The 26,292-nt window shown below is 39.3% G+C and carries 26 protein-coding genes; 9 read left to right on the forward strand and 17 right to left on the reverse strand.

The window, feature by feature from the left end:
* Positions 1-30: 30 nt before the first annotated feature.
* From rplS to ACS5PU_RS08605, 9 genes are all read right to left on the reverse strand, one after another.
* A complete protein-coding gene (gene rplS, locus ACS5PU_RS08565; protein WP_047799728.1) occupies positions 31-378 on the reverse strand; it encodes a 50S ribosomal protein L19 in 348 nt (115 codons plus the stop codon).
* Positions 379-588: 210 nt separating this feature from the next.
* Positions 589-1,086, reverse strand: a complete 498-nt coding sequence (locus ACS5PU_RS08570) for a hypothetical protein (protein ID WP_439458873.1) — start codon at positions 1,084-1,086, stop codon at positions 589-591.
* Between the two features lie 35 nt (positions 1,087-1,121).
* On the reverse strand, positions 1,122-1,595 hold the full coding sequence (locus ACS5PU_RS08575; RefSeq protein ID WP_439458874.1) for a hypothetical protein: 474 nt from the start codon (positions 1,593-1,595) through the stop codon (positions 1,122-1,124).
* Between the two features lie 100 nt (positions 1,596-1,695).
* The gene (locus ACS5PU_RS08580; protein WP_439458875.1) at positions 1,696-3,501 is read right to left on the reverse strand and encodes a sensor histidine kinase; all 1,806 of its coding nucleotides are present in this window, start codon (positions 3,499-3,501) and stop codon (positions 1,696-1,698) included.
* The gene (locus ACS5PU_RS08585; protein WP_439458876.1) at positions 3,479-4,114 is read right to left on the reverse strand and encodes a response regulator transcription factor; all 636 of its coding nucleotides are present in this window, start codon (positions 4,112-4,114) and stop codon (positions 3,479-3,481) included. The genes ACS5PU_RS08580 and ACS5PU_RS08585 overlap by 23 nt, the downstream gene beginning before the upstream one ends.
* 64 nt (positions 4,115-4,178) lie before the next feature.
* Positions 4,179-4,853 (reverse strand): tRNA (guanosine(37)-N1)-methyltransferase TrmD, encoded by a 675-nt coding sequence (gene trmD / locus ACS5PU_RS08590; RefSeq protein ID WP_439458877.1) that lies wholly within the window; start codon positions 4,851-4,853, stop codon positions 4,179-4,181.
* A gap of 22 nt (positions 4,854-4,875) precedes the next feature.
* Positions 4,876-5,316 (reverse strand): hypothetical protein, encoded by a 441-nt coding sequence (locus ACS5PU_RS08595; RefSeq protein WP_439458878.1) that lies wholly within the window; start codon positions 5,314-5,316, stop codon positions 4,876-4,878.
* 161 nt (positions 5,317-5,477) lie between these two features.
* Positions 5,478-6,002 carry a ribosome maturation factor RimM gene (gene rimM, locus ACS5PU_RS08600; RefSeq protein WP_439458879.1) on the reverse strand — a complete coding sequence of 175 codons (525 nt, stop codon included), beginning with the start codon at positions 6,000-6,002 and terminating at the stop codon, positions 5,478-5,480.
* A 118-nt stretch (positions 6,003-6,120) separates the two neighbouring features.
* On the reverse strand, positions 6,121-6,681 hold the full coding sequence (locus tag ACS5PU_RS08605; protein WP_439458880.1) for a 30S ribosomal protein S16: 561 nt from the start codon (positions 6,679-6,681) through the stop codon (positions 6,121-6,123).
* A 144-nt stretch (positions 6,682-6,825) separates the two neighbouring features.
* Between ACS5PU_RS08605 and ACS5PU_RS08610 the strand changes: the two genes are divergently transcribed.
* On the forward strand, positions 6,826-7,347 hold the full coding sequence (locus tag ACS5PU_RS08610) for a 5' nucleotidase, NT5C type (RefSeq protein WP_439458881.1): 522 nt from the start codon (positions 6,826-6,828) through the stop codon (positions 7,345-7,347).
* A gap of 169 nt (positions 7,348-7,516) precedes the next feature.
* On the opposite strand, the gene ACS5PU_RS08615 is transcribed toward ACS5PU_RS08610, so the two are convergent.
* The gene (locus tag ACS5PU_RS08615; RefSeq protein ID WP_439458882.1) at positions 7,517-10,594 is read right to left on the reverse strand and encodes a VIT domain-containing protein; all 3,078 of its coding nucleotides are present in this window, start codon (positions 10,592-10,594) and stop codon (positions 7,517-7,519) included.
* Between the two features lie 144 nt (positions 10,595-10,738).
* Between ACS5PU_RS08615 and ACS5PU_RS08620 the strand changes: the two genes are divergently transcribed.
* Positions 10,739-11,062 (forward strand): heavy metal-binding domain-containing protein, encoded by a 324-nt coding sequence (locus ACS5PU_RS08620; RefSeq protein ID WP_025141635.1) that lies wholly within the window; start codon positions 10,739-10,741, stop codon positions 11,060-11,062.
* 80 nt (positions 11,063-11,142) lie between these two features.
* Here ACS5PU_RS08620 and pfkA read toward each other — a convergent pair whose 3' ends face one another.
* Together pfkA and ACS5PU_RS08630 are read right to left on the reverse strand one after the other, a co-directional pair.
* Positions 11,143-12,126: a 6-phosphofructokinase gene (pfkA, locus tag ACS5PU_RS08625; protein WP_439458883.1), complete on the reverse strand. Its 984-nt coding sequence runs from the start codon at positions 12,124-12,126 to the stop codon at positions 11,143-11,145.
* Positions 12,119-13,810, reverse strand: a complete 1,692-nt coding sequence (locus ACS5PU_RS08630; protein ID WP_439458884.1) for a protein-disulfide reductase DsbD family protein — start codon at positions 13,808-13,810, stop codon at positions 12,119-12,121. The genes pfkA and ACS5PU_RS08630 overlap by 8 nt, the downstream gene beginning before the upstream one ends.
* Positions 13,811-14,096: 286 nt before the next feature.
* Here ACS5PU_RS08630 and ACS5PU_RS08635 point away from each other — a divergent pair, with 286 nt between their 5' ends.
* Positions 14,097-14,339: a hypothetical protein gene (locus ACS5PU_RS08635; protein ID WP_439458885.1), complete on the forward strand. Its 243-nt coding sequence runs from the start codon at positions 14,097-14,099 to the stop codon at positions 14,337-14,339.
* Between the two features lie 77 nt (positions 14,340-14,416).
* Here ACS5PU_RS08635 and ACS5PU_RS08640 read toward each other — a convergent pair whose 3' ends face one another.
* Together ACS5PU_RS08640 and ACS5PU_RS08645 are read right to left on the reverse strand one after the other, a co-directional pair.
* Complete coding sequence (locus ACS5PU_RS08640; RefSeq protein WP_439458886.1) at positions 14,417-14,875, reverse strand: protein-disulfide reductase DsbD domain-containing protein; 459 nt, start codon at positions 14,873-14,875, stop codon at positions 14,417-14,419.
* A gap of 7 nt (positions 14,876-14,882) precedes the next feature.
* The gene (locus ACS5PU_RS08645) at positions 14,883-15,659 is read right to left on the reverse strand and encodes a biotin--[acetyl-CoA-carboxylase] ligase (protein WP_439458887.1); all 777 of its coding nucleotides are present in this window, start codon (positions 15,657-15,659) and stop codon (positions 14,883-14,885) included.
* A 44-nt stretch (positions 15,660-15,703) separates the two neighbouring features.
* Here ACS5PU_RS08645 and rsfS point away from each other — a divergent pair, with 44 nt between their 5' ends.
* The 3 genes from rsfS (at position 15,704) to ACS5PU_RS08660 (ending at position 18,835) form a co-directional block, all read left to right on the forward strand.
* Complete coding sequence (gene rsfS / locus ACS5PU_RS08650; RefSeq protein ID WP_439458888.1) at positions 15,704-16,078, forward strand: ribosome silencing factor; 375 nt, start codon at positions 15,704-15,706, stop codon at positions 16,076-16,078.
* Positions 16,079-16,106: 28 nt separating this feature from the next.
* A complete protein-coding gene (gene ftsH / locus ACS5PU_RS08655) occupies positions 16,107-18,125 on the forward strand; it encodes an ATP-dependent zinc metalloprotease FtsH (RefSeq protein WP_439458889.1) in 2,019 nt (672 codons plus the stop codon).
* Positions 18,126-18,190: 65 nt separating this feature from the next.
* The gene (locus ACS5PU_RS08660; RefSeq protein ID WP_439458890.1) at positions 18,191-18,835 is read left to right on the forward strand and encodes a LutC/YkgG family protein; all 645 of its coding nucleotides are present in this window, start codon (positions 18,191-18,193) and stop codon (positions 18,833-18,835) included.
* Here ACS5PU_RS08660 and ACS5PU_RS08665 read toward each other — a convergent pair whose 3' ends face one another.
* Positions 18,836-19,939 (reverse strand): lipid A-modifier LpxR family protein, encoded by a 1,104-nt coding sequence (locus ACS5PU_RS08665; RefSeq protein ID WP_439458891.1) that lies wholly within the window; start codon positions 19,937-19,939, stop codon positions 18,836-18,838.
* 279 nt (positions 19,940-20,218) lie between these two features.
* On the opposite strand from ACS5PU_RS08665, the gene ACS5PU_RS08670 reads away from it, so the two are divergent.
* From ACS5PU_RS08670 to ACS5PU_RS08680, 3 genes are all read left to right on the forward strand, one after another.
* On the forward strand, positions 20,219-22,099 hold the full coding sequence (locus tag ACS5PU_RS08670) for a sensor histidine kinase (RefSeq protein ID WP_439458892.1): 1,881 nt from the start codon (positions 20,219-20,221) through the stop codon (positions 22,097-22,099).
* Positions 22,099-22,752 carry a response regulator gene (locus ACS5PU_RS08675; protein ID WP_439458893.1) on the forward strand — a complete coding sequence of 218 codons (654 nt, stop codon included), beginning with the start codon at positions 22,099-22,101 and terminating at the stop codon, positions 22,750-22,752. The genes ACS5PU_RS08670 and ACS5PU_RS08675 overlap by 1 nt, the downstream gene beginning before the upstream one ends.
* Before the next feature lie 78 nt (positions 22,753-22,830).
* Positions 22,831-23,907 carry a 3-oxoacyl-ACP synthase III family protein gene (locus ACS5PU_RS08680; RefSeq protein ID WP_439458894.1) on the forward strand — a complete coding sequence of 359 codons (1,077 nt, stop codon included), beginning with the start codon at positions 22,831-22,833 and terminating at the stop codon, positions 23,905-23,907.
* On the opposite strand, the gene ACS5PU_RS08685 is transcribed toward ACS5PU_RS08680, so the two are convergent.
* A complete protein-coding gene (locus tag ACS5PU_RS08685; protein ID WP_439458895.1) occupies positions 23,904-25,391 on the reverse strand; it encodes a tetratricopeptide repeat protein in 1,488 nt (495 codons plus the stop codon). The genes ACS5PU_RS08680 and ACS5PU_RS08685 overlap by 4 nt on opposite strands.
* A gap of 157 nt (positions 25,392-25,548) precedes the next feature.
* Complete coding sequence (locus ACS5PU_RS08690) at positions 25,549-26,292, reverse strand: zinc ribbon domain-containing protein (protein WP_439458896.1); 744 nt, start codon at positions 26,290-26,292, stop codon at positions 25,549-25,551.

The raw sequence follows: 26,292 nt of genomic DNA on the forward strand, positions 1-26,292 counted from the left end.
CGTGAAGGCTATATCTTATAATAAAGAATATTATTTTCTCAAAGATTTGATACGAGCAGCTTTACCAGTTAAAGCACGTAAGTAGAATAATTTCGCTCTACGAACTTTACCATAGCTATTCACTTCTACTTTCTCGATGTTTGGAGAACTAAAAGGGAAAATACGCTCAACACCAACACCGTTGCTAATTTTACGAACTGTGAAAGTTTCGTTAGCACCTGCACTGTTGCGTTGTATAACAACACCTTGGTAAATTTGAATACGTTCTTTATTACCTTCGCGAATTTTATAGTGTACGCTCACTGTATCGCCAGACTTGAACGCAGGAAAATCTTTTTTCGCGATGGCCTGCTCTTCAACAAATTTTACTAAATCCATGATTTTAAGCTATTAAATCGATATTTCAACCCGTGAAATTCGGATTGCAATATTAGGGATTTTTTTTGAATTAAAAAAACCTTTTTTATTTTTTCCACAATCTTTTAGAAATCCACATTGAGAGAATCTAAATGCTTATGTTCCAAAACATCAGGATCGCACTTATCCTCCAATTTAAACGCCAAATTTTCACGAAAATTATTTCTTCCGCTACACATAATGAGTGCGGATGGCGCATCCGGGCAAGGTTTCTTCTGCTTTGATTATTTTCTCCAAAATCGCGTCCCGATCTGACTCATCGTCATCATCAGTGGCCGATACGTAAAGCTCTTTTAAATTTTTAAGGTCGGTTAAAGCACCAAGATCTTCCAGCCTGATTTTGGTTCTCCAAACATCCAGGTATTCCAGGTCGGTTAATTTGTTGAGGTAGGGGAGGCATTCTTTGGTAATGTTTTCATGCTTCATCAAGGTTAAATCTTTTAGCTGCTTCACATTGCTGATCAATTTTACACCTTCATCTGTTATTTGGGTTTCTTTCAAATAAATGCTGGGTATAATCGAAACTTTTGCCACCAGCATCGCGATAAACTCATCGTCAACTTCCGAATCTATACTCGTAAAGCCTGGTAATTCTACCGGAATGTTCTTCGAATCGGTAATTTGCCTAAAATGCCACCAAAAATGTTTTTCTGCGCCCTTGAGTTTCATTTTTTTAATTAAACAGGTTGGCCCAATACCCTATCTTAAAACACACCATAGCCTACAACCCCAATTTTTTCTTTTTCATCGGCATAGGTTACAAAATTGAACTTATTGCCTGATTTACTCCAGACATTCTTATTTACCGGCTGTCCACCTATTATTTCCTTAACCAGTTTAGCGCTATAGCCTTTATTTTTTATTTCCATTTCAATAAATGCCGTATTTACCGCACCAGCGAAAATGCATAATATGCTCGAAATTTTATTGTCTTTTCCGTACGAGATCTCCATCATATCAAACTGAGAATTAAAGGGCAATATTTCTTTAACATCACCTTCCCCTTCAACAACTTCTCCATTTTTGAAACCCTTATCTTTCATAAAGGAATTGATATCCTGCCTTGTTGTTTTATAAAAAATATCGTTGATAAGGGCTAATTTTTTGTTTTCAAAACTTGTTTGACCAAATGCGAAATATCCCTGTAATAATACAAGTAGTACAATTAAATTTTTCATATCGATTTTGTTTGATTCCTTAATTTAGAGAACGGGCAATTTTCTACCCTAAATTATAGTAAACAAATGCATAGAGAAATACCCAATAAAGGGTATATTTTCAAATACAAAAATGGTGAGAAGTTTTAAGTTTTGAGGGAATATTGATCTGAACAACGGTACCTTGATTTTTTGCACTGCTGATTTCGAAACTACCGCCATAATACGCTACCCTCTTCTCCATGTTCTCGAGCCCAAAACCCTTTTTGGTGTGCCCAGTATCGAAACCGCTCCCATCATCAATAAACTGAAAATGATAATGCGAATCGTATTGATACAGCTCGATGGTGATGAGCTTCGGTTTTCCATGTTTAATGGCATTATTAATTACTTCGAGGGTAATGAGGTATACATCGTAAATCCATGGTTCGTTTATCCGATCAGGAAAACCGTAATTAAACAATTCGATTTCAGCCTCTTTAAAACCCGCGTTCAGGTTGGTGATCTGACTGCGTATGCTCGATTCCAATGCGCCCTCATCAAGCGCCTTAGGCAGTATTTTATGAGAAATCTCCCTGATATCTTCTGCAAGCTCACTCATTCGCTGCTTGGCCAGATCGGCATTTTTCAGATCAAAGAGATGAAGGATATGGGCTATTTTACTGCCCACATTGTCGTGAATAATATTGGCAATATTTCTCCGCTCCCTTAGCTGAACTTCACTGATGGCAATAAGCGTGGTTTCCTTTTCGGCAATTACCTCCTGCATCAGCTCGTTGTTCTTGACGAAAATCTGTATGTAGTTTCTAGAGAGCACATAGCCGAACAAAAACACCTCGTAAAGGCTTATCATCATCATCCAGTTATCATCAAGCGATTTTGGAATAATTTCGAAGGTTTTTAGAATTAGGCAGGCACCCCAAAAAAGCTGTGGCGCAAATGCAAACAATGCATAAATGCCCTGTGTACGCTCTATTTTTAAATGCGTAAAAGAAGCCCAAAAAAGCGTTACGATAGAAATCAGAAAAACAATATAACCAAAGATAAAAAAGTACCTAAAATCAAATTCTTTATTGAAAAACAGAAAGAACATCGACATTAAAAAAATTGCCAGATTTATACCGTTGAGAAAGTTGATCGCCCGGTATTTTAAGGGCTGATTGTGTGCCAGTTTTAAAAAAAAACTTAAAAAATAACTTAATGCGATGTACCATAGCGCACCTGTATAAATCCTTCCTTCGCTAAAAAACCTAAATCCGGGAAAAAGCACATGTTTGGCAAAATTGGTGCTGATGGCGACATAAAAAGTGGTCAGAACGGAATAGGCGATATAGTATACGTACAACCTATTGCCGGTCATAAAAAACAATATGCCGTTAATCATTAAGAGTAAAAAAACGATGCCGATAAAAAAGGCAACCAAAGCAGTTTTTTGAGAAGACCGGGCCTCAAGGTATGCGGTATTTTCGAGGCTGTAGGAAAAAGAGAGGTAGGAGGTTTGTTTCTTTACCCTAACCCACAACTGCCTTTCCTCGCCGGGCGCTAAACTCAGCTCAAACGCCAATGTTTCAATAAAAGGGCTTTTGCCAACAGTTCTATCCCCGATTGTTTTAAGGATTTCCCCGTCGTAAAAAGTAAGGCTATCAATATGGTTATTATTAAAGCAAAGCCATGTTTTTAAGCTTTCCGATGGATCTGTGTTTTTAACTTTGATGGCGCACCATACCGCAGCATCTTTGTTGTAACCAATATTAACATCATCATTTTCTTTAAATGACAGGAATTTTTGCTGTTTCAGATCGGCCAGATGCCAGCCGGAATGGGTATCGATAGCATAACTGGATGTAACCTTTGGCGGTTTGTTGATTACCCGCGCATGTAAAAAATAAGGCAGTAGCAGAAAACTAATGAAGCAGGTTATTCTCATGGGCAAATTTGATAAGCGAACTGCTGTTGCTAATTTCCAGCTTCCTATGGATATTTTTCCGGTGAGTAGTAACTGTTGTTTTGCTGATAAATAAGGTATCTGCTATTTCCTGACTGGTTAAACCTTTAATAATCAATCTAATAATTTCCTTTTCCTGCTTAGAAATCCTGAATTTATTGATGATCTGATCATCAATGCTACTGTAGGCCCCAGCATCTTTTTTATAACTTTTATTGGTATAAAACTCTTTATTTAATCCTGATTCTATTACATCTACAAGCTCTTCGGCGGTAGTTTCTTTTTTTAAGAATGCATTTACACCAATTCTTTTCGCCTTCTGAATCAGAAAATCCTCATAGTAAGCGGTGAGGATGATTGTTTTGGTGTTCTTTAATTGTGGTTTTAGCTCTTCGAGCAACAGGAAGCCATCGAAGTTATTGATATTTAAATCGCAGATAAACACATCTGCTTTATTTTCCATCAGGTGCTGCCTACACGAGTGTGCGTTGCTAAATTTCGTAATTAAATACTTATTTCCGGTATTTTTGAGCAATTCAGAAATGCCATTTAAAAAAAGTAAATGGTCGTCGCAAATAACGATCTGTTTGGGCATAAGGTTGTAACTTGGAACGTTTCTCCTAAAGTAAGGTTTACCTTGATCATTAACAAGGGGATTCTTATTCCAAAAGATCGGGCCTGCGGGCCTTGGTGCGTTCCAGCGCCTGTTCGTGCCTCCATTCGTTCACTTTTGCCTCATGCCCGCTTAGTAAAACATCGGGTACTTTGTGGCCACGCCAATCAGCTGGCCTGGTATAAACAGGTGCATCTAAAAGCTCGCCCTGAAAGCTATCGGATAGGGCAGAGGTTTCATCGTTCAAAACACCGGGAATTAAACGTACAACGGCATCCACCACAATGGCCGCAGGAAGCTCTCCGCCGCTTAAAACATAATCGCCAACTGATAGTTCCCGGGTAACATAGATATCGCGTATACGCTGATCTATGCCTTTATAGTGACCACATAAAATGATGATATTCTTTTTAATGGATAATTCGTTCGCGATGCTCTGGTTGAGTGTTATGCCATCAGGGCTCATAAATATAATTTCATCATATTCACGCTCCGATTGCAGTTTCTCAATGCAGTTGGCAAATGGTTCGATCATCATTACCATACCGCTTCCGCCACCATATTGATAATCATCAACGCTTTTTTGCTTGTGCGTAGAATAATCCCTCAAATTATGGACAACAATTTCGGCAATGCCTTTTTTTTGGGCCCTTTGCAAAATAGAATGGGCAAAAGGACTTTCTAAAAGGCCTGGAATAACGGTTATAATATCAAAACGCATGCGCAAATATAAGGGCTTTAAATTAGTTGCCTTTAAACTCCTCAACTTTTCTCCAAACTTCCCGCCACTCTACAGTTTCTTTGCCATCAACTATTTTCTTCTTGCCTTCCGTTATCAAAAATTGTGACGAATTATTATTTACAATTTTATAATGAAAAGTAAAGGTTTTGCCAATGCGGCTCGCATTTGCAGCAAAATTAATTACTTCTTTCACTGTATCCGCTGTTAAGGGCTCAAAACTTGCCTTGCCTTCAATAAAGGTACCATTCTTAGTTACTGCAAACTGCGTATAGTTCCCTTTTTCATCATAACTCCTAAGTATTGGGTAAATCAAGTTTTTGTTTTCTTCAGTTAGGGGTGGTCTCATTAGTTCCCAGGTCCCAAAAAATTTAGATGTTTGCGCATAAACTGAAGTTGCCGATAATAGAAAAATTGATAGTGAGATTGTTAATAGATTTTTCATTTTTTTCCCTTATTAAAAGTATTGATCTTGTTCTTTCCTTTCTATGTTGCAAACAGAAGGTTTACTTTGCAAAGTAAGCATTTCACAAAATATAATTAAACCGCTTTTAACTTTTAGCAGTAGGATATTGATCAAATGAACATGGTAAATATTGAAAGAAATTATGCCAAATAAACATCAAGCAAACCCTCTGGAAGATTGAGTGTTAAAACCTTTTCTTCATCATCAATTTCTACTATGAAATCTTCGTTTAGCGGAAAAAGTATTTCGGTTTCCTGATAATGCACTGTGGCTACAAACTGTTGAGGGTACTCGTTTACCTCTAAAATTTCGCCCAGCTCGCCAAGTGTTTCATCAACAGCCATAAAACCTTTCAAATCGGTATAAAAGAACTCCGATTCATCACGCTCAGGCATTTGCGCTATTGGGAGGTAAAGTTTCTTTTTTAATAAGGGCTGTACCTTATCAATATGATCGGCATCATCAAAATTAAAATAGCCTGTTTTATTGGCCTGTAACTTTGCCGATGCCACGAAGTAGGGCACCAGTTTTCCGTTCATATCTGCAAAAACAACATCAAAATCGAGCTGTTCGTATTCATCAAATTCGAAAAATACCTGAACCTCTCCTTTTAATCCCCTTGTTTTGGTAACGTAACCTATGTAAAATGCTTCTTCGTGTTTCATAATTCCCCCTAAATCCCCTAAGGGGAATTATTAACACCCCCCTTTAGGGGCAGGGGGTATTAATAAAAATAGCGTTCCGGAAATGGGAACGCTATTTTTTAAAACAGGATAATTAAAATTATTCTGCTCCTTCTTCTTTAGTAGCTTCTGCTGCAGGAGCTTCTTCAGTTGCCTCAGCTTCAACAGCTGGAACTTCTTCTTCAACAACTTCTTCTGCAACTGGTGCATTTTTAGCTGCGATAGCTGCTGCTCTTTCTTCTTTTTTCTTAGCTTCTGCTGCTAATGCTGCTTTACGCGCATCTGCTTTAGAAGTAGCTAAACCTTCTGTTTTACCAGAGATTTTACCTGCTTTAGCATCTAACCAAGCTGTAAATTTCTCGTCAGCCTGCTCTTGAGTTAAAGCACCTTTTTTAACACCACCTTCTAAGTGTTTTTTGTATAAAACACCTTTGTAAGATAGGATAGCACGGGCTGTATCAGTTGGTTGTGCACCATTGTTTACCCAAGCTAAAGTTTTTTCGAAGTTAATTTCGATGGTTGCAGGATTGGTGTTTGGGTTGTAAGAACCTAAACGCTCAATAAATTTACCATCACGTGGAGAGCGAGAATCTGCTACCACAACGTGGAAAAAAGGCTTTCCTTTTTTACCGAATCTTTGCAATCTGATTTTAGTTGCCATTTCTTTTCGTATTTATGTATTCAACATAGTTCCCGGAGCTTCATGCTGCGGGGCTGCAAAGATAACTAAAATACTGTAAATTAAAAACATAGTTTAATTTCTTTGTTTTCAGGATATTTGCGCCGAAATATTTGCAGATACAGCATGAAGAGAATTGCCATTGATATGGACGAGGTAATTGCCGATGCCCTCGAAAAATTTATTAGACTTTATAACCGCGATTACGGTGTTCCGCTCGATTTAAAAATAGATGCAGGGAACGAAATTTACCACCATGTACCACAGCACGCCAACCAGAAATGGTTTGAATATATTAACGAACCCGGCTTTTTTCGCGATCTGGAAGTAATTGGCGATAGCCAACGCGTAATTAAAGCGCTGCAGGAAAAATACGATGTTTACATTGTTTCGGCCGCAATGGAATTCCGCAACTCCTTAACCGATAAATACGATTGGCTGGCCGAACATTTTCCTTTTATCGATTGGCAGCACATTATGTTCTGCGGCAATAAAATTGTTGAAGTTGATATACTGATCGACGATAGGATTAAAAACTTTGCCAATTTTAAAGGCCGGCCGCTTTTGTTCACTTCGCCGCACAACCTTTTAATTACCGATTATGAACGGGTAAACACCTGGGAAGAGGTAGCAGGGCTGTTGCTGTAATTTAAAAAAACAACGTTGCCCGAGAGCCGTCATTTCGACCGTAGCGGAGAAATCTAATTCAATCATTTATTAGATTTCTCCGTTCCGTTGCCATCCAGTCGAAATGACGATTGCTAAGATTATGGAACTACCCAAGCAGGGTAACCCTTTCATCTTGGGTAATCATCTTTTAAAAACTAAACTCCCCAACCAGATTGCCACCAGAGTATCCGGCAGCCAATGGCAGTACTATTATTTTTCTTTCCTGCTTGTCTGTGGCGTAGTGTGTGTAAATTTCGGCGGTTACTGTGGTAGGTCCGCTGATGTTGATCTGCCTATCGCCATAATAATTAACTTCGATTTTATATTTACCCTTGGCGGCTTTCTTGATCATAAACTGCTCAGGGCCATAGCCCGAAGTAAAATCGTTACTGATCCTGCCGCCTATTTTAGTCTTTGAATTGCCGTAATAACCTTTCTCCCCGGTTGGGTCGGTTAACCACAAATCTATGTCTGTATCATTCTTGTTCCAGTTTAGCACCACGCGTATATCCACGGGCAATGGTTGTATCAACCTGCGGTCAATGCCTCTAGTACTCAGCTTATCGCGGTGTTTTGTAATAAGGTTATTCATTTCAGCAATTACAATTTCTTCAATTCCCTCATCTCTATCTGAAATCTGCGCATTGTAACTTTGGGTAAGCACTTTATACAAATTATCAAACGCCGCCTGGTATTGGCCATTATCGGCAAGGGCCAGTGCATAATCGCGGTAACTTTGTGCATCCATTGGCCTCCACTGTACAACCTTTTGGGTAATAAAAATTTCATCTGCATAGTTGCCCACCTGTTTTAGCTTATAGGCCAACGTTTTATACAGATCTGCATTTTCTAAGTCCAGATCGGCAATATTGCTTAAAATGGTTAAGGCCCTTACACTATCTTTCTGCTGGTAAAACCAATTGGATACATCAAAATAAAACATTGGCGTAGTGATGTATTTTGGCCTCATTTTTAAATAAGCCTGGTAAGCACTATCGGGTTTTCCTACCAGGCTTTTCATATAATCCTTATCGCTTTTAAATTCGGGTACAATAATGACGGCCTGTTGGCGAACAGTTCTTACCGAACTTCCAGTTACAACACCTGCAACTCTGCCCTGTAAACTGTTTGCAACATTACCGCTTATTGTTACCGTTGCCCCTGCCAATACTTGTTTTTTTTGAGTGCCATAGCCCACTACCACAACTTCATTTAGCGCATTGCTCCCGCTGCCAATCATTTCCCTGTCCGGCCGGGCAGCGGGTACTGGCACTCTCGCCTCGCTTACCGATTTGGCCTGGCTCCGTGCACGGGCCTCACTAGCTGCAATTTCTATTCTGCTGGTCTGGCCAGCCGGAGCAGGTATCGCAATATCTGCGGTAGGATCTCCCTTAACATCTCTTTGCCCAGGGTCAGGATAAGTTTCTTTTTTCTTTTCAGGTTCTTTATAATTGAAATCAGTATTCCACCATGTTTTCAGTTCTTTGGTCATGGCTACAGCGGCATCCAATAAATTTTTCTTCTGCTCCAATAAAGCCAATCTTCGTTGCTTTAAAACCGAATTATACGCCTGCTGCAGTTCAACGGGCGGTGCAATATCATAGCGCAGATAATCATCCAGATTTTCTAAAACGATGAGGCTCGTATTGCGCGTAACAATACCAAACTGTTTACCCAAAACAGCCATATCATCTTTATTCTCCTCGTACTGGATATCCATTTCGGCAATCTTCTTTTGTGCCCAAACCCGGCTTACGTCTATACTGCTTAACGTATGTTCTCTCGCATTTAAACGGATTATCTGTTCTGATACAACGGTGTTGCCAAAACCGAACTGTAAGGTAAATTCGGTGTTAAGCTCATTCATAATACCTGCCAAAGAAAAATGACCGTTTACATTTACCTTCATTGCAGGGTAAGTTTGCCGGATATTGCCACCATTTTTTATACCCAGAAACTGAAGGTTCTGCACATTTAACTGATTAAAGGCCTCTTTAACAGAAAGTGCATTCAGGTTTATAAACTGTCCGCCGGTTTTTAAACTAACATATTTCAAAGTACTGTAATCTGCTTTTAGTGCGGTATTAACGCAATGAACGGGCTTATTTAAGCTTACTGTATTTTTACCGAAGGTTGATAGGCCATCACTGAACAAAAGGTATTCATCAGCAGGGATGGCTTTCGCATTTATGGCACTCAGGTTTGTACCACCATCGTATACCAGGTTTTTTAATTTCTCTTTTAGCTGGGTCCAGTTGCCGTTTGAGATGACAAAGGTTCCTGCATTTTTAAAAGTATGATTAACCAGGCCCAACTGGATGGTTAAATTTTGTTTTTGGTTGATAATTAAATCCAACAGTTCCATTTCCTGTTCGGTATTTCGCTGTAAACCGCTTAAAGAGGTATCCCACAGCAACCCGATTTTATTGCCCCACTGTTTTTCGCGGCTTTGGCTTTTAGGAAAAAGATTAACCAGAAAATAATAGCCGCTTGATGCTTTTTGCAGCTGTATTTCTGGCAGATCATTCCGTTTAGGCAATTTGATGGTTAGGCCATGTTTTGGTAAATAATCGGTTCTATTTATTTCGCCTGTATAGGTGTTGCCACGGGCTTTAAAATCAAAACTGCCATCGGGCTGCTCGGCAAGTTCAGGTTTAAGCACACTCTCGTAAACCGTCGTTTTTAATGCAAAGGTTTCTATAGCCTGGTTATAATCGAGTGGCAAATGGTAACTGAGTGCATTTCCATTGCTAAAGCTGAGCTCTTCTTCATATCCTACAACAATTGTCCGGCTACCGTTGGCGGGCAAAGGGTATATCCTGGTCCTAAAATTATTTCCTTCTACCTTTTCCATCAAACCGGGGTCAACCCTCCGGCGTTCAATACTTTCGAAAACCGCTGTGGCCTTTGCTTTTTCTACCGGTACGGCTTCCCGCATTTTGCCATTAATATCCAATGCATAGCGGCTAATACTTACACCTTCTGGCATTGGAAAAGTTAGCTCTCCCTCCAAAATGCGGTTGCTACTATTGTAGAAAGTCATGGTCATTACCGTTGTGGCAATATTTCCGGTTATCTGTACATCAATGCTTAGCTTTTTAAGCTTTACAGCCTCGCTTTGTGTATTGTTTTCTGCCTGCTGAACCTTAAGAACAGGCATTTGCGCCTGAGCAAAAAGAGTGATTAGCAAAAGAAAGGGGAGGGCCAAAGTTTTAAATGGTTTCATAACTATTGATTTTTAATAGTGATGCAAAACCCTGTACAATTACATAAATTTATTTTGAAGCTAAAAAAGCCTTACGCGCCCAATGTTAAAAAAAGCTGTAACATTTTAGAAAGATAGTATTCTAATTATAAAAAAACTGAAACTATGTTAGTAACCACAACGCCTACTGTTGAGGGCAGAAAAATTGTAAAATATATTGGTCTAGTTACCGGAGAAACCATCATTGGTGCAAATATTTTTAAAGATTTATTTGCAGGAATTACAGACATTGTAGGAGGCCGATCGAGCTCGTACGAGCGTGTTTTAAGAGAAGGCAAAGATACAGCTGTTAATGAAATGCAACAATACGCAGCAGCCCTTGGTGCAAATGCAATTGTTGGTGTTGATTTAGATTACGAAACTGTTGGCAGCGGCGGAAGCATGCTCATGGTTAGCGCCAATGGCACTGCCGTAATTTTAGAAGATTAAGAAATTGCTTATAGCGAAACTAAGCAAAAACAAGAAAGTCTTTCCGGTGCGGGAAAGACTTTTCTTTTTATATTGTGTTTTTAAAACGAAAGTATATCAATCAGTTTTAGCCATTTAGAACTCACTTTTTCAGCATCGATATGTTTTATGGCGTGATCAAAAGGTGTAAAAACTATTTCGCGGTTTACCTGGCCGGCCATTACGCCGCCTTCTCCGTTAATTAAACCCTCTACAGCAGCAACACCTAAGCGACTGGCCAATACGCGGTCCATACAGGTTGGTTTTCCACCACGCTGAATATGCCCTAAAACCGAAACTTTGGTATCATAATGCGGGTACCGCTCCTGTAAAATTTCGCCTACCTTAAATGCGCCACCCGTATCATCGCCTTCGGCAACAATAATAATTTTCGAGGCTTTGTCTTTACGGCTATGCTCTAGTTTATGCAGGATATCATCTACGTTCATGTTCGCTTCCGGAATCATAATAGCCTCTGCACCCACGCCAATACCGCTTCTCAATGCAATTAAGCCAGAGTCGCGGCCCATTACCTCAACAATAAAAAGCCTATCATGCGATTCGGCAGTATCACGGATCCTGTCTACAGCATCAACAACAGTATTAATTGCCGAATCGTAACCGATGGTAAAATCAGTTCCGGCGAGGTCGTTGTCAATTGTTCCAGGCAAACCCACAATCGGGAAATCAAATTCTTTGGCAAAAATATTCGCGCCGGTAAATGTTCCGTCTCCACCAATTACAATTAAAGCATCAATATTTTTATCCTTTAAGTTATGATAGGCGGTTTTGCGGCCTTCAACAGTTCTAAAAGCATCACTACGGGCAGTTTTCAAAATGGTACCGCCACGTTGTACAATGTTGGCTACAGATTTACGGTCCATCGGGATAAAATCGTTGTTGATCAATCCTTCGTAACCGCGGATGAACCCCGTTACTTCAATATCGTAATAAATTGAGGCCCTAACTACAGCCCTGATTGCAGCGTTCATACCCGGCGAATCGCCACCTGAGGTTAAAACACCAATATTTTTAATCTTATTCATTTGTTTGTTTCTTGGCAAATTCTGCTAATCCATTATCGAGATACTTCAAATAGGTATCTATGTTAAATTCTACACCAATTGGTGGAGAAACCAATAATTTTTCGTCAGTGCCCAAAAGTACATAATATGGTTGCGAAATGGTATTAAATCTTTCAGCTTGTAAATGTTTAAATTTTTTACCTACTGTATTTACTTTGGTACCCAGTATTTTAGATTCAAACTGCTCTGCAACCGGCAGATCGGTTTTATCATCGGTGTAAAGGGATACCACAATATAATCTTCTTTCAATTTTTTTAATACCCGTGGATCAGACCAAACCCTGGCTTCCATTTCGCGGCAATTTACACAGCCATGGCCTGTAAAATCAAGGAAAAGAGGCTTTTTAACTTCTTTGGCATAGGCTAAAGCTTCTTCATAATCGAAAAAACCATCAATGTTGTGCGGGATGTGCAGAAAATCGGCATACTTTCTTTTCGAATGGCTGGCAGAAGCTGCACCCTGATTTGACCCTGATCCGCTATCCTGGCCAATAACGAAATCTTGTGTAGACAATGGCGGAACCAAAGCACTAACAGCTTTTAAAGGTGCTCCCCACAAACCCGGTATCAGGTAAATGGCAAATACGAAAGTTGCTGTTGCAATAAATAACCTTGGAACAGAAACATATGGAAGATCGCTATCGTGAGAGAATTTGATCTTTCCTAACAGGTAAACACCAAGAATCAATGCCAAAACAATCCAGATCGCCAAGAAAATTTCGCGGTCTAATATTCCCCAATGGTAAGCTAAATCGGCAGTAGAAAGGAATTTAAGCGATAATCCCAATTCTAAAAAGCCCAGAAAAACCTTGATCGAATTTAACCATCCGCCCGATTTAGGCAAACCTGTCATCAAGCTTGGAAAAATGGCAAACAAAGTAAATATCACGGCCAACGATAACGAAAAACCGAACATCACCACAACAGGAGTTAACAGATCGGTATTAATGGCAACCAACGAAGTTCCGATGAGCGGTCCTGTACAAGAGAATGATACTACAGCTAAAGTAGCTGCCATAAAAAAAATGCCACTTAAGCCTTTAGAATCCGACTTTGCATCGAGTTTGTTTACAAAAGAGCTCGGAAGCGTAATTTCGAAAGCCCCCAGAAAAGAAACCCCAAAAACGATGAGTATAAGGAAGATGAATATATTAAAGAAGCCATCAGTTGATATTTCATTCAGTGCGCTTGCGCCCCAGATTAAGGTAATAATTACACCCAGCCCTACATAAATCACAATTATGGATAGGCCATAAATAATGGCGCTCCTAATTCCTTTAGCCCTGCTTTCGGCCCGTTTGGTAAAAAAACCAACAGTAAGCGGAACCATTGGAAATATACAGGGAAGAAAGAATGCGGCAATACCGGCCAAAAGGCCTAAACCAAAAGTAACCCATAACGATTGTTTGGGCGCATCATTTTTAGCTACAACAGCAGCTTTATCTGCTTTAACGGTATCCTGCTTTACCGAATCTTTGATGGCGCTGTTTGCTGCGCTATCCTGCGCTGAGCCAACTTCGGTAAAAACAATATCTTCAGGAGGGGCGGTAGCTGTGGTATCTTGCGTTACTGTGGCGTAACTTCTAACCGCAGGCAATGCAATAAACATTGTAACGGCTAGCAACAATAATAAAACCTTTTTCATTTGTGTATTGTGTGTGTGTGTTTGAAACCGTGAAATTAAGAATAATTTTATAAACGGCTTTTTATAAACCACTAACGCGCGTAGATTTTACTTTAAAAAGAATAATTCCCTTATAATTCAATTTCGCTTTCAGTATCCTAGTTTTATTTTAAAATGCTAACATTAGTTCCTTAATCGGGTTTGAATAATAAAATGAGGGGGGTTACATAATAAGTTTGATTTTAAGAGAGGCTAATCGCAACTTCAAGTTATAATCAATTATTTATCAAAATCTTAAAATCAAAACATGAAAAAATTAAGTTTAAAACCTAATGCCTTTGATAAAGGTGAAGTGTTAACCAGAGCGCAATTAAAGAAAGTAATGGGTGGTACTGGGAGTGGAGATACGGGAAGCGGCGCTTGCTCAAGCACTTGTTTAGCTGTAGGCAGTGAGTGTGGAACTGCAGAAGCAAAAGGAAGATGTGAATGGGTTGAGGATCCTTCTTGTCCAGGTGGTGGCTGGAGCGGCTGTTTTATCCCATTTGGATAATTTAACTTATCGCACACGCATCCTATAATTATGGAATAATTAAAAAGCTCTCAAATTGAGAGCTTTTTAATTCAATATTATTTTTTTTCTTTAACAGGTACACTAAATTCAACCTCTTCAGGCGGAAGGCACTGTTTATCGTTACAAACCATAAATTCTACTTTACCCTTTACAACAGTAGTATTTCTGTTGAGCTTAATTTTTTGCTGAAAGATAACTACCTTTTCAAAATAACTTACGTTCATTTTAAAAGTGCTTTCGTATTTCACAATTGCTTTTGGTTCGATTGTTTTTCCAACCAGGCTAAAGTCTTTGGATGGTGCAAAGGTGAATGTTGTTTTTACCGGTCCGCCATCTTTAACATTTTGCGAATAGATATGCCATCTATCCTCAATAGTAGCTTTTAAATATAAAATAGCTTCTGTTTTACTAATCTTTGTAGCACCATAAGACCAGGTAACCGGTTTTTCGATTTGCGCAAATGCACCAACAACGGCAAAAAGCACCATTGCCAGCATTAAACTGATTTTTTTCATTATGTGTTTATTTTGTGTGTGTAAATTCTATTTCTTTAAAGTTAAATGTTCTTAAACCGCTTGTGGTAGCTACCATCAATCTTCCGTTTTCTTCAACACCCTTTATTATACCTTCAAAAATCTCTCCATCCTGTTTATATAAAGCCTTAATATCAAAATTATATAGTCTGGCTAGGTAATCCTTTTGTAAAATACTGTACTTTCCTGCCTTCAAAATTAAGTAGTATTTTTCCATAAATATGAATATTTTCTCCATAATATCCATTAAAAACACTTCTCTATGTAAAATTTGGATTACCGAAGTAGCTTTTTCGCTAATATCTTCAGCAAATTCAGTCTGATTGATGTTTAATCCAATGCCAATTACCGATGATTTGATATAATTTCCTGTCAGTGTGTTCTCAATTAGTATCCCACCCAATTTTTTACTTAAATAATACATATCGTTTGGCCATTTTACCTGTATTCCGGCGGGTACAAAAAACGATAATGCTTCGCTAACGGCTAAACTAACGGCTATATTTAAATAAAACTGTTTATCAAGCGGCAAAAAAGATGGTTTTAGGTAAATGCTGGTACTGATGTTTTTACCCGGCTGTGTTTGCCAAACACTTTGCTGCTGGCCCCTACCGGCAAACTGATTATCTGCCATAATTACAGTTCCTTCGGCTAATGGCTCGGATTTTGACACCAAATCTTTTAAAAAGTTATTGGTAGAATCAACCTCTTTTAATTTGATTAAATTTTGACCAACAAATAGTGTCGAAAAAGTGTTATTTTGCAAGTGTTGAATTTATAATATTGTAATTCCAAAATTAAAGCATTTTAATGGTAAAAAAGAAAATAGTAGCCCTTTCTACATACCTTTCTGAATTAGCCGTGCATGGCATACAGGAGAAAAAAGGAGAAGATATAGTGCGGTTAGACCTTCGAAATATTCATTCCTCAGTAGCAGATTACTTTATTATTGCCAGTGCCAATTCAGGTACGCAGGTAAAAGCTATTGCAGATAGTGTAGAAAAAGAAATATATAAAGCCACTCAGGCCGATCCAAGGCATAAAGAAGGTTTTGAATCTGCCGATTGGATTATACTCGATTATTTTGATGTGGTTGTGCACATTTTTAAAACCGAAAAGCGCCACTTTTATGGCATCGAAGAACTTTGGGGTGATGCCGAAAGCACAAATTATCAGAGCGCATAACCCTATACAACCATTTTGACAAAGACAAATGAACGACAATCAAAATACCAACGAAAACAATAAGCAGGGAAAAAGACTGCCCAACATCCCCAAGAAACCACAAAAAGGTTCAAAATTCAATATTTTTTGGGTTTATGCTGCCATTATCATAGCCATTATTGCAGCCCAGTTTCTATTTACAACCGATAGTGGAAAAGAAGTTAAATACGATACTTTCGAAAGCCAGATGTTATTAACTGGTGATGTAGATAAAATTGTTGCTTACCAAACTGAAGATTTGGTTAAGGCAGAAGTTTACATTAAAAAAGATAGCTTAAACAAACCTCAGTATAAAGCATACAAAAGCACAAGTTCTTTTAACGTATCAAACGGACCAACGGTTTACTTTACCTATGGTGGTAAGTTTGCCGATTTAAGGGCTGCTTTGGTCGAGTCGCAAAAAGCATTGCCTGCAGGCAGAAAAGCAATTACTTTCAGCTCTGAAAACCGCAGCAATCCGTTGGCAAGCTGGTTCTTGAGCATTATCCTTCCGGTATTGCTTTTAATCGGTTTCTGGATTTTTATGATGCGCAGAATGGGTGGCGGTGCCGGCGGTGGCGGACAGATTTTCAGTATCGGAAAATCGAAAGCAACCCTTTTTGATAAAGAAAGCCAGGTAAACATTACGTTTAACGATGTGGCTGGTTTAGAAGAAGCCAAAACCGAGGTAATGGAAATTGTAGATTTCCTTAAAAACCCAAAAAAATATACCGATCTGGGTGGTAAAATACCAAAAGGAGCATTACTTGTAGGCTCTCCGGGTACGGGTAAAACATTATTGGCCAAAGCTGTTGCTGGCGAGGCACAGGTTCCATTTTTCTCTTTATCAGGATCTGATTTCGTAGAAATGTTTGTTGGGGTAGGTGCTTCACGTGTGCGGGATTTATTTAAACAGGCTAAGGATAAATCGCCTTGTATTATCTTTATTGATGAGATTGATGCGATTGGCCGTGCGCGTGGTAAAAACGGGGTAATGGGCGGAAACGATGAGCGCGAAAACACCCTGAACCAACTTCTGGTTGAGATGGATGGTTTTGGCACCAATACACACGTTATTATTTTGGCTGCAACCAACCGTGCTGATGTTTTAGATAAAGCACTTTTAAGGGCTGGCCGTTTTGATAGACAGATTTATGTTGACCTACCAGATGTTATTGAACGTAAACAGATTTTCGAAGTACACATTACACCACTTAAAAAATCGGAAGAGTTAGACACTGAATTTTTAGCCAAGCAAACACCGGGTTTTTCTGGTGCAGATATTGCCAATGTTTGTAATGAAGCCGCTTTAATTGCTGCCCGTAAAAACAAATCGGCAGTTGATAAACAAGATTTCTTGGATGCTGTAGATCGGATTGTGGGTGGTTTAGAAAAGAAAAACAAAATCATTACCCCAAGCGAAAAACGTGCTATTGCCATCCACGAAGCTGGCCATGCTACAGTAAGCTGGTTGTTAGAGCATGCAGCACCTTTAGTTAAAGTTACTATTGTGCCACGTGGACAGAGCTTAGGTGCAGCCTGGTATTTACCAGAAGAGCGTTTAATTGTTCGCCCGCACCAAATGCTTGATGAAATGTGTGCCACAATGGGTGGTAGGGCAGCCGAAAAGGTAATGTTCGATACCATCTCAACAGGAGCACTGAGCGATCTTGAAAAAGTAAACAAACAGGCAAGGGCCATGGTTACCATTTACGGTTTGAACGAAAAATTAGGTAACATTACCTATTACGATTCGTCAGGCCAGAATGAGTATAATTTCTCTAAACCCTACTCTGAGGATACTGCATTAACGATTGACAAAGAAATATCTTCGTTAATTGAAGGACAATACCAAAGAGCCATTAATTTATTAGAAGAAAACAAAGATAAACTGGTTCAATTGGCCGATATCTTAATTGAAAAAGAGGTATTGTTTAAGGATGACTTAGAAGAGATTTTCGGAAAACGTTTATTCGAAAACCAAGGAGAAAGCGGAACTCCAGGACATATTACTCCTGTAGAAGCATAAAAAACAATTTCTATTATTACATTTGCTACCCTAGTTCATCATTAGGGTAGCTTTTTTTTTTTATAATGAAGGATAATACGACAGCGAAAGAACAAATACTAAAAAAGATAAGAAAAGCACTTTTAGAAAAACGTGAAAACCCTTATCCCAATTTAGAAGAAAGCATACTGTATAAAAAAAATACAGAAGAGCTTGAAGTGCTGTTTGCCGAGCAGCTTACAGCAATTTCTGGCAATTTTATCTTCTGCGAGGATGGGATAGATTTTTTTGAAAACATGTTACAGCTTGCCGATAAGTTTAAATGGCGCAAAATATATTGCTGGGAGCCTGAGCTGCAGCAATTTTTAAGTAAATACGAATTCCCTTTTTACCAAACAGACAAAGATTTTGAACAGGCTGAAGTAGGTATTACCCTTTGCGAGGCATTAATTGCCCGTAACGGAAGTGTAATGGTTACCAACCAGGGCGCAGCAGGCAGGAGGTTGAGTATTTTTCCGCACCACCATATTGTAATTGCCAAAACAAGTCAGTTGGTTTTAGATTTGAAAGATGCCTTTGCCTTACTGAAAAACAAATATGGCAATCAGATCCCCTCCATGATCAGCAATATTACCGGCCCGAGCAGAACCGCCGATATTGAAAAAACACTGGTTTTGGGTGCGCATGGTCCTAAGGAGCTATTTGTGTTTTTAATCGATGATTTTACTTAATTACCATTCGTAATACAGTTGAATATCGGCCCATGAGTGCCACCTTTCGAATTCTTTAACTGTATTAAATTCTGGCGATCGGCCAACAGCCATAACAGACGCTCTGATGGCGCGGTTCTTACACAGCGGAATTTTTGTTCCTATACCTAAATTCCAATCGAGCGTTCCTTTGTTCAGCTGATTAAAACTTAACTGATAAGGTCCGTCTTTAAACTGTCCCATCATTAGTGCATTGTACAGCCAGCCATTTCCTTTTATTCCACCCAACAGGAATAGCTCAAATAAATTTTTCTTTGTTTCAATCAATCCCGTGGCATTTGCCATGGGCAAAGCATTTATGCCCCAGTTTCTGCTATCCAAAAGGCCGATCCTGGTATTTAAGCCTACACCTCCACTAACATAATAGCCCAATCGGAGTTCGGCATTAGCACTTAACTGAAAATATTTACGGCTATTCATACCATCTACCTTACCCAAAAGCAGCCAATCTTTCTTTCCCGACACCAATAAAGTAGGTTCGCCGCCATCAGAAATCTGGTCTTCCCAGCCATACGGAATTGGGGCAATGGTGCCAAACCATTGGTCGCGGTGAATTGTTGTTTGAACTGCTTTGGACACATCTAGTCCAATTGCACCAATGTTGATCCCGATGGTTAACAGTTCGTTGCCCGATTCGCTTTGCAGACCTAAGCTTGTACCGATAAAATTTAAACTGGCAAATGGCCTATCGTTCTTGCGCTTATACTCACTTTCTGGATCATGAAGATTGCCAAGATACAGTGGGGTAAAGGTTGTGTTCGCAAGCATCACTGTCGCATCGATCAATTTGTAATCCTCTTTCGATTTCCCTATGATCGCTTTGGCTAAGAACCTATGTGGCGCATATACCCAGCCTTTTTCGCCCATTTTTGCGTACTGAAAAACGGGTAGGGCGGCGCCCATGGTATAATTTCTATCTTGATTTAAGCTGGGGTTGATAAATTTTAAAAAGTAATCCTGATTAAGAATAGCCCCCACACGATGGATGGGATCTTCGGTTCCCTGTGCATTTACCACGCTGTTAATTACCAGAACCGTACATAGCAGCAAAATAATATTTTTCATAAGAGCAGTTAATTGTTAATATGCTGTTCCGAATATAGGTTTTAAAAAACTCTCCTTACTGGCTTTGATATGGCAATGCCTAAGGTTTTGCTAAAATACCGCTTGCACATACCACATTATATACCTACTAAGCGGTATATTTTTTACCTGCATTATCCCTTACTTTTATGCCTATGTAGCTACTTTCCGGATAAGGGAATAATGGGGCCCAAAGTTTTGTAACAGAATTGGCAAAAGCATTTTTTAATCGATATTTTTACTATCAAACCGCTCACAACAATGAATAAAATTTTATTCAGCATTTTGATCTTCTTTTGCTTCTATGCAAATATTTGCTCGGCGCAGCACAATAACCCCATATTAATAGATACGGCCATTAAATTCAATATCAGTAAACACGGCTACTTTTACGAAGACCAGAATTTAAACCTCACTATCGATTCGGTTATCCGCTACAAACAGGCCAATAAACTTTCGCCGCTCATACCAGGTAAGGTTTTTAGTAAGGGTTACACACAATCTTATTATTGGATCGCTTTTGACGTGGAGAATACGCTAAACCATACAGTACACCTCATGTTTAAAGAGCAGAGCTCGAGCATTAACCGGCTCCAGCTTTTTAAGGTAGATGAGCAAGGAAAAATACATCCTTTAGGCTTAACAGGCGATCATTTTCCGTTTAAGCAGCGTCCGTACCGCAACCGGAGCTTCATTTATCCTATTTTACTCTCACCGCACGAAAAAGCTTCCTTTTACTTATGGGCCGATAAAAGGGGCCAGAACATGTACATGCCCATGTTTATAGGCCGCGATGTTGATATCATTCAGGCCGAAATTCCCCAGCATACCCTTTTTGGTTTTTACACCGGCATTTTTGTGTTTGCGGTGATATTTAATTTACTGCTTTTTGTATCGATCAGGGATACTATCCACCTATATTACGCTATTTATATATTCTGTACCTTAATTTTTATCCTGGAAGAAGAAGGCTTGGCCTTTCAATGGTTTTATCCAAACTTACCCGGCTTACAAGATTACATGAGGCTAATTATGGCCTCTTTAAGTTGTGGTTTACTGATACAGGTAATGCAGCTTTTTGTTAATCAGAACCCATCCAATAGCAGCCTGCACAGGTTTACCAATTATTACAAGCGCTTTTGTTGGGCCATGGCCATAATTCCAGTGCTCATGCTGTTTAAATCCTTCATAATATTCGAAAAAACAGTTTTTTACATCAACAACTTTTTAGCGCTGTTAACCGTAATTGTAATCATTATCTGCGTAATAGAACGGATACGGGCAGGGTATAAATTGGGCTGGTATTACTTTATTGCAACGGTGATGCTGCTTTTTGGTGTGTTCAATTATGTTTTCAACACCTTGGGCATTACCAACTTTAACCTGCTAAAACCCAACGGCCTGGTAGTTGGCTTAACCGCTGAGATTATATTTTTATCATTTGCTCTTACCCAGCGGTATAACTTTTTAAAAAAGGAAAAAGAAATTTTACTTGAAGAAAAGAGCAAGCACCAGGTAGATCTGGCCGATGGTATTTTCCATGCCCAGGAAGATGAAAGAACGCGCTTGGCCCGCGATCTGCACGATGACCTGGGCGGCACACTTTCGATCATTAAGCTCAACATAACGGCCTTCCAGCATAAGGCATTAAAATTAAACGATGATGAGCGCATATTTTACGATAAAACCATTGGTATGATTGAGAAAGCCTGCGCCGATTTGAGGGAAATTTCGCATAACCTAATGCCCAAAAACTTTGAGCAGACAGGCTTAATTGAAACCCTTAATGAGCATTTTAGATCCCTAAACCATTCGGGCAAAATTGCTTTCGATTTTGTATTTCAGTTGGCGCACCCCATTGATAGCAATATGGAAATTACTATTTACCGGATTGTTAACGAGCTGGTAAACAACATTATAAGGCATGCATATGCATCGAAGGCAACCATACAGATCTTGTCGTTCGATGAAAGGATCAATATCATGGCTGAAGATAATGGCATTGGCTTTAATCCCGTTACCGATAAAAAGGGCCTTGGCCTGCAAAATATTCTTTCGCGGGTAAATTACCTGAACGGCAAAATACAGATAGACAGTAACCAGAACGGTACTACAACTACAATAGATATACCCCTAAAATAATGGAAAGCAGCACTCAAAATCCGATCACTTTAATCATAGCCGATGACCATAAGCTATTTGCAGAAGGATTATCGGCAATCCTTTCTAAGCAGCCTAATTTTAAGGTAATTGGGATGGCTGCAAATGGAAAAGAAACGCTTCATCTGTTAAACCATCAGCAGCCCGATATTCTAATCATCGATCTGAATATGCCTGTTCTGGATGGAGAAATAGCCTCCGAAAAAATAAGACAGTTCTTTCCATCGGTAAAAATAATGGTTTTATCCATGTACCATACAACCAAGCTGCTTACCAAGCTCGAAACAATAGGGGTTAGGGCCTTTGTTAAAAAGGATACAGATGCCAATACCTTGTTTAAAATTATAACCGGCATTCAGGACGGGAAGAAGTATTTCGAAAAAATTAAGCCAGCGGCAGATTCCTTTTCTGCTTTTAGTGATAGCGATCATTTTCAAAAAAGCCATAACTTAACCACAAGGGAAATGGAAATACTAAAATTGATCAGTGATGACTATACTTCACAACAGATTGCTGAAAAATTATTTATAAGTTTAAATACTGTAGATACGCACCGTAAAAACATGGCACAAAAGCTAAACGTAACCGGAAAAGCAGGATTGTTAAAATTTGCCTTCGAAAATAAGCTGCGTTAAAATGTAATTTATTTTCGATTACCGAATATAATTGATAGTTTTATACTACATACCGTTTTAGTATGCGGTATTATAATTATGAGCAAAGCAATAAATACGGTAATTGCCGGTACCGGAAGTTATATTCCGCAGAATATTATTTCTGGTAATGAGTTTCTAAATTCGACATTTTTTGAGAATGGAAACCGCCTGGAGAAAGAAAATTCGGAGATTATTGATAAGTTTTCGGAAATTACAGAGATTGTGGAAAGGCGATATGCCTGTCCGGAGCAACTGAGCAACCACATTGGGGCTAAAGCGGCAGAAAAGGCAATCGAAAATGCCGGTATCGATAAGGAAACCTTAGACTATATTATATTTTGCCATAATTTTGGCGATATCCCTTTGGGCAGTAACCGGATCGACATTTTACCTTCGCTTGCTTCTAAAGTAAAACAGCAGCTGGGCATCCATAACCCCGATTGCGTGGCTTACGATTTGATTTTTGGCTGTCCGGGGTGGGTACAGGGTGCCATACAGGCCGATTATTACATCAAAAGTGGCGATGCCAAACGTGTTATGGTAATTGGTGCCGAAACTTTAAGCCGCATTATCGATCCACATGATCGCGACAGTATGATTTTTTCTGACGGTGCAGGAGCAGTAATTTTTGAAGCCAAAGCCGAAGAAGAAAAAAAGGGGATTTTGGCCCACAAAACAGAAACACACGCCCTGAATTACGCCAACCTGTTAACAATGGGCAAGGGATCGCATCCCGACGAAACCAGCGGAAATTTCTACCTTAAAATGAACGGACGGAAGCTGTACGAGTTTGCCGTTGTACAAGTACCACAGGTAATTAAAAAGGCAATAGATAAAGCGGGCTTAGGCGTAGAAGATATCAATATTGTATTTGTTCATCAGGCCAACGGCAAAATGGATACCGCCATAATGAAAAGACTGTTTAAGTTATACGGCAAAGATACCGTACCCGAAAATTTAGTACCAATGACCATCTCTTGGCTTGGAAACAGCTCGGTAGCAACCGTACCAACACTGTTAGACCTGGTTTTAAAAGAAGAAGTTAAAGGTTATAAAGTTAAAGCGGGCGATGTTGCGGTATTTGCTTCGGTAGGGGCGGGCATGCACATCAATGCCTTTGTGTACCGTTTTTAAATAGACAATCTTTTTAATCCGGCCTTGGCCTGGCTTTCGATACTGCTTTCAAATTCGTGATTTTTCATGGAAATAGCTGTATTGAAAGCCTCTTTTGCTTTGGCTGCATTCTTTTTCTTCTCGTAAATCTTGCCCATTTGCAGTGCGGCATTAGCGGCAAAATAATATTTCAACCCTTTGCCTTGATTAATGGCAGCCTGATAGGCGGTTAAAGCCTGATCATCATTTCCCAGGTCGTCATAAATGCGCCCCAAACGATAGCTGAATTCTGTTTTATCTCTATCCGCAGCAAAATCGCCCGCTTTCTTATTATCCAATATTTGGAGGGCTTTATTTAAGTATCCACCGTCGTATAACAACCGTGCTTTTAAGAGATCTACCACAGGAGGTGTATCTGCAGCTTCACTTTTTGCCCGCTTATCTTTATCGTGGTAAAGGTATCCGGTGTTAACAGCTTTATTGGCATAGGCCGTATAGCCATTTTTATCCCCTTTTAAGAGCGAAATCCAAGCCAGGTGCATATTAGTGTCGCGAATATAATTTACCCCCTTATTGGTTTGCAAAAAGCGGTTAAAATAGGTGGCTGCATTTAAATCCAGTTTATTGAGGTGTGCCACGCCTTCCAAATAATCGAGGTAAGGAAAAGGTTGGTAAACGGGGCTTTCGGGTTTTTTGGCCAAAATCTGTATCGCTTCTTCATTATGCCCGGTTTTAATGCAAACGTAGCTTTGCAGGTAGCTCTTTAATAGGCTTGTATCTGCAATGCGTTCAGTATATTTCATTGTTTTGGCATAAGCCGAGGGACTGTGCGCTACATCAGTAAGTACGTAGGCGTAATAAAAAACAACTTCTTCATAAAACGGCTCGTATGATGATTTTGGTAAACCCTCGGCCAGTTTTTCGAATAGGTTCAACCCGTTCTGAAGATTGCCCTTAATGCCGAAAGTGGCCAGCGTGCTTTTCAAAGCGCCATCGGGCAAATTGCCCAAAACAGCATTTACCAAACCCAAACCCTTGGCGTTTAATGGAAAGTTTGGAAATTTCTTGCTGTTTTCCTGCAGCAGGCTGTTGGCCCGCTTAATTTCCATTGCCGCATTAAAAAACTCACCAAAACGGCCATGAATTAAGGCCCATTGCAGGTTAATTTCGGCCTGGGCATATAAATAATAGGGAGAATTTTTATCATCATCTGCAATGCGGTCTAACCGTGCAGATTTATTCCCCTTCAACCGGTCAAAATCGGCCTTGCTTTCAGATGTAATCAAGGTAAAATAATCTACATAGTTTTCTAAAAGCAGAATGATGGAATTGTTGGGCCTTTGCTTTTTTTCAGTAGAAATATAGGCCTTGGCGTTACCGAGTTTCAGTTCAAATATACTTTTATAGGCGTTTAAGCAATTGGCATTGTAATCGAAATTGGCAAATAAAGCAGATGGAAATAGTAATAGAATGGCAAAGACAACGGAACGCAAGCTTTTGGTCATATGGAAATGGTATTTTCTTTTGGTATTCCCCGTAGGCAAGGGCTTTCACCTGTTAACAAATATCTACATTTAACGTTAAAGTGCCACTGTTGTTTTGCCCTAAACAAAAAACGTCCCGATTTTAGATCGGGACGTTTTCAATAATTTATGATGCTGATTAAGCTTCTGCTACCTCGTGGGTTAAAGCTTCATCAACCAAAATACGGCCACAGTGCTCGCAAACGATAATTTTTTTACGTTGACGGATATCTAACTGGCGTTGAGGTGGAATTTGGTTGAAACAACCTGAGCAAGAATCACGATCGATTGTTACTACGGCTAAACCGTTAACAGCATTTTTGCGTAAACGTTTGTAAGCAACCAATAAACGCTCTTCGATTTGAGGCTCAGCTTTATCTGCTTTCTTTTGTAAATCCTGCTCTTCTTTTTCAGTTTCTGCAGTAATTACGTCAAGCTCTGCTTTTTTAACTTCTAAATCTTTCTTTCTGCCATCTAGTTCGGCTTTAGCGGCCTCGTAAACTTCAGTTTTAGAAGTGATTTCAAAACCGTGCTCTTTAATTTTCTTTTCAGACACCTGGATATCTAAACCTTGAATCTCAATTTCTTTAGTTAAAGCATCGTATTCACGGTTGTTTTTAACTTCTTTTAATTGAGAATCGTATCTTTTGATTGCAGCTTGTGCATCTTTGATTGTATTTTTACGGGTTACGATCGAATCCTCCAGATCATCAAGATCGCCTTTGATTTTTGAAATTCTGGTTTCTAATCCTAAAACGTCATCCTCAAGATCGGCAACTTCCATTGGTAACTCGCCACGTACCTGGCGGATTTTATCAATTTTTGTGTGGATATTTTGTAATTCGTATAAAGCCTTTAGCTTTTGTTCTACGGTTTGTTCCAT

The sequence above is a fragment of the Pedobacter sp. GSP4 genome, from assembly GCF_051857575.1.
GTDB lineage: Bacteria > Bacteroidota > Bacteroidia > Sphingobacteriales > Sphingobacteriaceae > Pedobacter.